9 protein-coding genes are annotated in these 8,611 nt (G+C 55.9%); 7 read left to right on the top strand and 2 right to left on the bottom strand.

Annotated features, from left to right (window positions below):
* The 7 genes from ACWVCN_RS07605 to ACWVCN_RS07575 form a co-directional block, all read left to right on the top strand.
* Window positions 1-782: universal stress protein (locus tag ACWVCN_RS07605; RefSeq protein ID WP_455244964.1), on the top strand; the 782-nt coding region annotated here is incomplete at its 5' end.
* A 71-nt stretch (window positions 783-853) separates the two neighbouring features.
* The gene (locus ACWVCN_RS07600) at window positions 854-1,150 is read left to right on the top strand and encodes a hypothetical protein (protein WP_455244963.1); all 297 of its coding nucleotides are present in this window, start codon (window positions 854-856) and stop codon (window positions 1,148-1,150) included.
* A gap of 205 nt (window positions 1,151-1,355) precedes the next feature.
* Complete coding sequence (locus ACWVCN_RS07595) at window positions 1,356-1,793, top strand: hypothetical protein (RefSeq protein WP_455244962.1); 438 nt, start codon at window positions 1,356-1,358, stop codon at window positions 1,791-1,793.
* A gap of 49 nt (window positions 1,794-1,842) precedes the next feature.
* Window positions 1,843-2,667 (top strand): trehalose-phosphatase, encoded by an 825-nt coding sequence (gene otsB, locus ACWVCN_RS07590; RefSeq protein ID WP_455244961.1) that lies wholly within the window; start codon window positions 1,843-1,845, stop codon window positions 2,665-2,667.
* On the top strand, window positions 2,615-3,565 hold the full coding sequence (locus ACWVCN_RS07585; protein WP_455244960.1) for a TolB family protein: 951 nt from the start codon (window positions 2,615-2,617) through the stop codon (window positions 3,563-3,565). Before otsB ends, ACWVCN_RS07585 begins: the two co-directional genes overlap by 53 nt.
* Before the next feature lie 405 nt (window positions 3,566-3,970).
* Window positions 3,971-5,221, top strand: coding sequence for a cation:proton antiporter (locus tag ACWVCN_RS07580; RefSeq protein ID WP_455244959.1), 1,251 nt, complete (start codon window positions 3,971-3,973; stop codon window positions 5,219-5,221).
* Between the two features lie 108 nt (window positions 5,222-5,329).
* Window positions 5,330-6,214 (top strand): mechanosensitive ion channel family protein, encoded by an 885-nt coding sequence (locus ACWVCN_RS07575; protein ID WP_455244958.1) that lies wholly within the window; start codon window positions 5,330-5,332, stop codon window positions 6,212-6,214.
* Window positions 6,215-6,292: 78 nt separating this feature from the next.
* Here the strand turns inward: ACWVCN_RS07575 and ACWVCN_RS07570 are convergent, their stop codons facing one another.
* Both ACWVCN_RS07570 and ACWVCN_RS07565 read right to left on the bottom strand, forming a co-directional pair.
* Complete coding sequence (locus ACWVCN_RS07570) at window positions 6,293-7,084, bottom strand: peptidoglycan-binding protein (RefSeq protein ID WP_455244957.1); 792 nt, start codon at window positions 7,082-7,084, stop codon at window positions 6,293-6,295.
* 334 nt (window positions 7,085-7,418) lie between these two features.
* Window positions 7,419-8,611, bottom strand: a 1,193-nt coding sequence (locus tag ACWVCN_RS07565; RefSeq protein WP_455244956.1) for a mechanosensitive ion channel family protein, incomplete at its 5' end; no start/stop codon positions are given.

Below are 8,611 nucleotides of genomic sequence, written 5' to 3'. Positions count from 1 at the left end.
TGCAGGCGCCGAAGGTCAAGGTGCTGCACGTCCTGGACGTCGCGGCACTTCGCGCTCCCTTTGTCGTCCAGCCGGTTGTGGCGGGGAATGAGCGCTATATCAAGGCTGAAATCGCCCGTATGGAAGCACATGCCAAGAAGACGAAGAATGAGTCGACGGCCTTGATAAAATCGCTTCATCTACAAGGACGGGTCGTCCTGGCAAGGGGCGGTGTGAACGCGACCATCGTCAAAGAAGCAAAGAAGGGCGTGCAACTCCTTGCCATGGGCTCACGGGGGTTGGATGCGCTTGATCGCTTCATGTTGGGGAGCGTGTCTACCTATGCGATGCATCATGTGCCTTGCTCGATGCTGGTGGTTAAGGAGGCTCCGCGGCCCATTCGGGAAGTTGTGCTGGCGATCGATGGATCGGCGGCGTCCAAGAAGGCCGTCAATTTCATGCTCCGATCGATGAGGCCATGGGAAGACGTGCCGGATCAGGAACCCGTAACGGTCACGGTCATACACGTCATGCCTTTTTTGAAATATCCCGAGCTTCGCGATGCGGGGAAAGCCATGGTCGAACAATTCGCGGATCAACTGGCTAAAGCCGGTTATCTGGTGAATCCTGCGCCCAAGCTGGGAAAGCCGGCGGATGAGATTTTGGACATCGCGCAACATCGAAAAGCCGATTTAATCGTGACCGGGGCAAAAGGGTTGGGTGCTATCGGTCGGTTCCTTCTCGGCAGTGTCTCCACGCGTATTGTCCAGCATGCAAGCTGCTCGGTAGTCGTCGCGCGATAGTACTGAGGAAACTCTTTTTCTTCCTGAATCTTTTTCTTGTCAGAGGAAGTGGAGGGGGGTACTATGTTTCCATGAGTTGGTCGCGCACGGTGCTGTCGAAAACGAATCCGGTCGGAAAAGTGACTTTAGGCCTGGTCATTTTAGTGTGTCTCTGCGTCCTGCTTCAAATGCTCGGGGCCCCGACAACACTCCTCAGTCCGGCCGATGCCGCCGATGTACTCGGAGCCTCAGTCCTTGAAGGTTTCGCGGTTTTGCCTGCACTGCCCCAGCTCGAACTCCAGAGAGAAATCTGCTCCTTCGTCGACGTTCATTTTTCGATGCATGTGCCGGTTCTTGCCTCCGTGCATTTCCATCCTCCGGTTCTCTAAGCCATACCATCCGACCAGGTGACGGGTGCGCTGCTTCCCGCAAAGGGGCAGGGAGATTTTCTCCCGTAAAAGTTCGTGAAGAACGCGCGTTCCGCCTGGCCCATTAAGATTTCTTGATGCACGGGGCATCCGTTGTTGGTGTTTGTAAATTTCAGAGTCGCCGTATGAATGTTTATGACGTCGAACGGAACGGAGAGAGGAATCGATGAAGGGGAAATGGATTGAGGGAATCCAAGCGTGGGCGGGTTGGAGTCTCCTAACCCTCTGGGGACTTTCGGGCTGCGCCCATGAACCGACGCCTAACGAGGAGGTATCGGTCCGTACCATCGAGATCTCGGACGTTGTCAGTCCAGAAACACTTTACGCCTATCCCGGTGAAGAAGTCCGCTGGCAGAATCTACGCGAGAATTCCATCCGTGTAGGATTTCTGACGATGAGGCTGTTGGACAAAATCAGTTGCGAGAAGGGGATGACCACGCTGTTCGGGCAGGTCCGCGATGTGGTCACGATTCCGCCCGGCGAATGGGTCAGCCTCTGTTTTCTTCGCTCTGGCGATGTCAAATACAATGTCTGGTTCGACGCCGACAATCCGAAGGGAGCCATCAGTCCTACGGCTATTGTGCGAGTCGAACGAGGCGGGTGAAGACGGTCTGGAGGTGGAAAGACGTGCTGACAGGGCGGAAAGGACTCCCATGATTTATTTGCTCTCCGGACAGGGGCGTCGCGCCCTTCGTGCGTTGGTCAATCAGTCGATCCTTTATGCCTTCGACTTCGATGGCACGCTGGCGCCGATCCGGTCCGACCGTAGCTCTGCAAAGATGTCACGGTCTGTGAGGGAGTGGCTCAAGGAACTGGCGAAGCGGGCTCCTTGTGCCGTCGTATCCGGTCGCGAATTGTCTGATGTGGTGGGAAGGGTCGATGGAACAGTCTCTCTCATAGTCGGGAACCACGGGATCGAAAGCGCCTTCACACCTACACCCGCACTCCTCTCGGCCGAAACATCGTGTCTGCAATGGAAGCAGGAGCTATCCAGAGGGATTGTGAATATCATCAACGAACTGGGCGCCGAAATCGAAGATAAGCGCTATACGCTGACGGTTCACTTCCGGAATGTAGAGGAACCGGACCGCGTCAAGACAGCCCTGTTGCCGCTCCTCGAACGGCTGTCGCCGGCTCCAAGACTTATCGTTGGCAGGGCCTCCATCAATGCCGTGCCGTCCGGTGAGTACGGGAAAGGAAGATCGGTCGAACAGATTATGAATCATCTCAAGAGAACCGGCGTGCTGTTCATCGGCGACGACGAAACAGACGAAGACGTCTTTGCGCTGCCCGGCAACGTCATGGGGGTGAGAGTCGGCCTCCACAGCCGGTCACACGCCCGGTTCTATCTCAAGTGCCAGGATGAGGTCGAGCAGGTCATCCGATTTCTCGTACACCGGCTAGATAGGACACCTGAGTCTCCCGATGCGCACGAAGAAGAAAAACAAAATAGACGACGCGCCGCCAACGACTTATAACCGGATCGGCAATTGGAGTTCGAGCGGAGAACGGAGTCCCAGGACTCTCTTTCTCCTGCTGAGCGTAGGGTTCACTGTTGCCGGATGCGATAGCGGAGGGAGTTTCTCTCAAAACGTGGAGACGGTATGGAACAAGTTCATGCGCCTCATGGATCGATCCGAACAGCCACGGCCCCATGCCGAACCGGTGGCCGGCATGAACGACGGTGAGCGATTCATAGCCTTCGAGTCCAGTACGTCCTATCTTGTGGAAGGCGATACGAACAATTTCACAGACGTTTTCGTATACGATCGTCAGACAAATCAGAACGTGCGCGTGTCGGTTAAGAGTGGAGGAGGGCAGGCGAACGGTGGAAGTTTCGCGCCTGCCGTCACTCCGGACGGTCGTGTCGCGGTTTTCGAATCGTTGGCCAGCAATCTCGTGCCGGACGATACGAATAGGCAACGGGACGTGTTTGTCCACGACCGTCGCACAGGACAGACCGCGCGCGTTTCCGTGGACAGCCGCGGGAAGCAGGCCAACAAATTCAGCCAGTCCGGCCACATCAGTGCCGACGGCCGTTACATCGTCTTCGAATCTCTCGCCTCGAATCTCGTTCAGGGGGACACCAACGGTGTCATCGACATTTTCCTGCGCGACAGGCTGATGAAACGTACAACCCGCGTGTCGGTGGCGAGTGACGGGACCCAGGCGAATAATCCGAGCGTCAACCCTGCGATTAGTGCCGACGGCCGCTATATCACATTTGACTCCTTCGCGACGAACCTGACGGGCGAGAAGTCAGAACCACGAAAGCACACCTACGTCCACGATCGTCTTACAGGCCGTACCACAGCAGCGCCACCGGACAGCCCGGAGCAAAATTCTTATCTCTCTCGCATTGCTCACGGGAGGTGACGTTCCTTGATGATAACCGGGCGAAACGGCTTCACTTGCCGCCGTGCGAAGCTGAGAAGGCGATTCTCGACGGCTCCGCCACGGTCCTGCAGTAGACGTTTTCATTTGCGACCGCAATTGATTGCGCACCACGGCTCTGTTTGTTATAACCCGATGCATGCGGCCATGCCGTCATAGACCGGTTCCTTCCCGATTGTATCCCTCCCTCTCAAAATTTCGTCTTGCACAGTGCGCGTGCCCTCGCTTCCTTTTCACCCCCGTGAACGTTTCCCGGTTCCGGTATGGATTCGATCCGCCCGCCTCTATTTGTGACGGCTGACCCAGGTCCATTGTGTATTCGGTCTTCGTTCGTTCCATGCCGAAGGCAGCTTCATCAACCGTGAATATCACCAAGAGGAAACTATCGTGCCGCTGATCCATACCTTGACGATCCTGATCTGTCTGGCCGCCCTGTTCAGTTACGTGAACCACCGGCTGCTGAAGCTGCCGATGACGATCGGATTGATGGCGGTGGCGCTTGTCTTCTCACTGGTCCTGCTGGTGTTGGGAAAACTGGGCTTCGGGATAGAGGACGAAGCCCAGCGATTTATCGGCGCGATCGATTTCAATGAGGCGCTGATGCACGGCATGCTGGGGTTTTTACTTTTCGCGGGCGCATTACACGTCAAATTGGACGAACTCTTGGATCTCAAATGGGTCATCGGGACATTAGCCGTGGTGGGCACCATTCTGTCCAGCCTCATCACCGGTACGCTCGGATATGTCCTGTTCGACCTTGTCGGGATGCCGCTACCATTTCTCTACTGCCTCTTGTTCGGCGCGTTGATCTCGCCGACCGATCCCATTGCCGTCATGGGCATTCTCCGGCAGGCTCGATTGCCGAAGGCGTTGGAAATGAAGATTGTCGGCGAGTCGCTGTTTAATGACGGTGTCGGCGTGGTGATTTTTCTGGTGGTGCTCAATCTCTTGCCGAAAGCATCGGTGAGCGCAACGGACGTGCTGGTGCTCTTTGCTGAAGAGGCGATCGGGGGCGCAGCGCTTGGATTGGCATTGGGATTCGTCGCGTATCACATGTTGCGCTCTGTGGACAACTATCAGGTCGAGATCCTGATTACGCTCGCCTTGGTCATGGGCTGTTTCGGCTTGGCGGATCTGCTCCATACCTCCGGTCCGATAGCTGTCGTGGTGGCGGGATTACTGATCGGCAATCAAGGACGCCAATGGGCCATGTCGGAACGGACGAGGGAACATCTCGACAACTTCTGGGAGTTGCTGGACGAGTTACTGAACGCGGTCCTGTTTGTCCTGATCGGGTTGGAGGTGTTGGTGCTGAGTTTTCAGCGGCCCTATCTGATCGCCGGGCTCATGGCGATTCCTCTCGTGCTGTTGGCGCGCTGGTTGAGCGTTGTGCTGCAGATTCAACTCTTCAGCCTGGTTCGGGAGTTCAGCGCGCGCACGATCACGATTTTGACCTGGGGCGGACTGCGCGGTGGTATTTCAGTCGCGCTGGCTCTCTCGCTCCCCTACGGAACCATGCGCGACGCCGTGGTCACCATCACCTATGCCGTCGTGGTCTTTTCAATTCTGGTGCAAGGGCTGACGATCAATCGGCTGTTAGGGATGGGCAAGAAGGAAGCGGAACAGATTCATGCGTAACACGATTGGTTGAAAGGGTGGGGATGAAGACCGGATACGACATCACGGGGGACCGAACGGTTTCCCATCGGATTGACAACGTCCATCGTTTGATTGAGGAGGTGTGACATGCAGGAGGCGTGGCTGGCTCATTTATTGGAGCGACTGTTTGAATGGGCGATGAGTTCAGGGGTGCGCGTACTGATCATCGGTGTGGCAATGATCGTGCTCCTGTCCGTTGTCAAACAAGTCATGGGAAGGCTTCGGCGCGTGTACGAAGGTACGTTGCCGACTCCGGCTCAGATCAAGCGCGCGGATACGTTGACGCACGTGTTACGCGATGTGGCAAGGGTGTTCATCTTGGCGGTCGGGTTTATGATGGTGCTGTCCGAACTCGGAATCGATCTCAAACCTCTGCTGGCTGCAGCCGGTCTCAGCGGTTTGGCCATCGGGTTCGGCGCCCAGAGCCTTGTGAAAGACATCATCTCTGGTTTCTTCATTCTCTTGGAGGACTCCGTCCGGGTGGGCGATGTCGTGGAAGTAGCCGGTGTAGGCGGCGTCGTGGAAGAGGTCAAGCTTCGGACCATCACGCTACGAGACCTATCGGGCAACGTACATGTCATTCCAAATGGGATTGTGGACAGAGTCAAGAACATGACAAAGGTCTTTTCGTATTACCTGTTCGACGTTGGCGTGGCGTATAAGGAGAACGTCGATGAGGTGATGGTTGTGTTACATGAGATTGCCGCCGAGGTGCAGGCCGATCCGCTGTTTTCTGGCGACATTCTCGAGCCTCTGGAGATGTTGGGGGTAGATCAATTTGCGGATTCCGCTGTGATCATCAAATGCCGGATCAAGACTCAACCGATCAAACAATGGCGGATCGGGCGTGAAATGAATCGGCGGATCAAGAACACCTTTGATGCCAAAGGCATTGAAATTCCGTTCCCGCACCGGACGATCTATTGGGGAGAGGGGGCGGCCCCGCCGGTATTCGCGCAAAGTGGAGCGTAACGGAAAAGGCCCAGGCCCCTTCCGGGACCTGGGCCTGTCGGTCGCGTCTTTCCCTGCACAGCATTGTAAGGTGAAGAATTATCGTGCGGCTCGGTTGAGCGCGCGCCAGGTTTTTGGTCCCACGACGCCGTCCGGATACAGACCGTGCACTCGTTGGAAGCGTGCGACTGCCACTTCTGTTTCTTGTCCGAAGTATCCATCGACCGCGACACGATGTCCGGCTCGACGTAGGGCGCGCTGAATAGCTGTTACATCGTTCCTCGTGACGCGGGATCGTTGTTGCGAGACAGATCGAGCTGCCCGGACGGATCGGGGGTTGCGATGCAAGGCGACCGATGTGGCGGGTCCGACAACTCCGTCCGCTCGAAGGCCACGTGAACGCTGGAATCGTTTCACGGCCGAGACCGTCTCCGGCCCAAACCAACCGTCTGCGTGCAACCGGAATCCGTGCCGCTGAAGCAAGCGCTGGATTTGTACGACCCGCGGGCCTCGTTGCACAGATCCCCCCATGCTCACGGGGATGTACGGCGATTTAGTAACTTTTGCCTTTCTGAGGGAATTCGAGGGTGATGCCTTTGCGACCTGAGGACGCGCCGTTTTCTTGAGCGCAGCAATTTTTGCCTTCAGCGCGGCGTTTTCGCGCGCCTTTTCCTCGATGTCACGCTGTATCCCTTCCCGCGTGGATTTCAATTCCTCGTTCTCGAACTCGAGACGTTGACGTTCGTCCAGGACGTCGTTGAGTTCGGTGCGCAGCGTGTCGATTTCGGTTTGCAATGCCGGGGGCCAGTAGTCGCATCCGCCGAGACCGAGCAGCGGGATCGTGAGCAGGGTCGCCAGCGGCCAGATGCTGGAATGTCGTTTCTCTGTCATTGCGGTCCTCCGTAGAAAATCGTCCCTCAGGCCGTCCACCGGCGTCGATGCAGCTCAGACGCTGTATTCGACGAATTAGAAATACGACGCAACAGTTCGCGCGGGACGAACGATCGGTTAATTAAATCGCTGACTGTGGTGAGAGCCTGGAGGAGGATCGTATCCGTGACGAAATTCGAACGGGCGAGGATCTGACGAACGATTCCACCGAAGTGCGAGGGAATGGAATGACCGAGGGAATCTGTTGTACGTGCAGGTCACTATGGGAAGGTCTCTATAGCAGGATGAGCGTAAACATGCAACCCGATGAGGCGGATGGGACGACCAGGTAAGGTTAAGGTGTAGAGGGCGGATCCTCGCTGGTTGGCTTCTTGTATCCTCCTGAATCCTTACCCGAACGCGGGTTGACGATTTTTGAGAGAGGATTTTCCATGGGCCAGAGTCGTAGCCCCGGAGTTTGATAGTCCTTCGGTAAGTATTGATCCGGGATCGTCGTTTTGTTGCCGTCACGGATTTGCGTGTAATGCGGGGACATGATTTCCAGCCCTGCTTCGTTGAATTTGTCCTGAATGTGTTGATGCAATTCAGCATAGATCGTGGTCATTTTATTGGGATGGCCGGTATAGGCATTGATTTCGTAGGTTACGTAGAAATCATTCAGGCTGGTTTGCAGGACGAACGGTTCGGGATCAGTGAGGATGTGAGTTGTCTCTTGCGCCGCCGAAATCAGCAATTCGTGGACTCTTCGCCAGGGGGTTTCGTAGCCGATGGTCAAGCTTGTATGAAGGATGAGCGGTGGGGGTTTCATCGCCGACGAACTAAAGTTGATGATATGTGAGCCGAGCACGAGCCCGTTCGGGATCGTGACATCCACGTTCTTGACGGTACGAACACGTGTCACCAACAAGGTTTTTTCCGTAATGTCGCCGACAGTATCGGCGATCCTCACCCGGTCTCCGACGTTGAAGGGCCTCATGTAGGTCAGGACAATGCCGGCCACAACGTTACTGATAGAACCGACTGCGCCCAGCGAAACGAGCACACCGAGAAAGACCGAGATCCCTTTAAAGGCTTCGGACTGTGAGCCGGGGATGTACGGGAAAATGGCCACGGTGGCGAAGACCAACACCAGAAATCGAACGATCTTATAGGTAGGGATGGCCCATTCCCGATGAAAGCCCTTGAAGGAAATGGCACCGCGTTCCATGCCGATAAAGAACATGTGGATCAGTTTCACGATATAGCGGGTGACGATCACGATGATCGCAATCGCGATGATGTCGGGGAGGGCTGCTGCAAAGGCCTGGCCGATGGTCGTGATGGGCGTGACAATGTAGCCGAGGAGTTCGACAGAGAGTCTTCTGGTCCAGGGGAAAAATCCCAAAATTGAGGTGGCGTAGAAATAGACCAAGAAGGCAATGAGGATGATGCGAAAGGCACGGAGTATGCCAAGCAGGCCTTCCGTGATTTGCGTCGCCGAAAGTAATTCCACCCGCTGGATCTTAACGGAGGGCAATTTTGTGCTGC

Source organism: Petrachloros mirabilis (assembly GCF_975968855.1).
The sequence above is the reverse complement of the archived record's forward strand: the minus strand, read 5'-3'. Positions and strand labels throughout refer to the sequence as shown.

Bases quoted from the DNA above. Each gene is read 5' to 3' on its own strand.
- ACWVCN_RS07600 (WP_455244963.1), top strand. From the start codon at position 854: ATGAGTTGGTCGCGCACGGTGCTGTCGAAAACGAATCCGGTCGGAAAA.
- ACWVCN_RS07595 (WP_455244962.1), top strand. From the start codon at position 1,356: ATGAAGGGGAAATGGATTGAGGGAATCCAAGCGTGGGCGGGTTGGAGT.
- otsB (WP_455244961.1), top strand. From the start codon at position 1,843: ATGATTTATTTGCTCTCCGGACAGGGGCGTCGCGCCCTTCGTGCGTTG.
- ACWVCN_RS07585 (WP_455244960.1), top strand. From the start codon at position 2,615: ATGCGCACGAAGAAGAAAAACAAAATAGACGACGCGCCGCCAACGACT.
- ACWVCN_RS07575 (WP_455244958.1), top strand. From the start codon at position 5,330: ATGCAGGAGGCGTGGCTGGCTCATTTATTGGAGCGACTGTTTGAATGG.
- ACWVCN_RS07570 (WP_455244957.1), bottom strand. From the start codon at position 7,084: ATGACAGAGAAACGACATTCCAGCATCTGGCCGCTGGCGACCCTGCTC.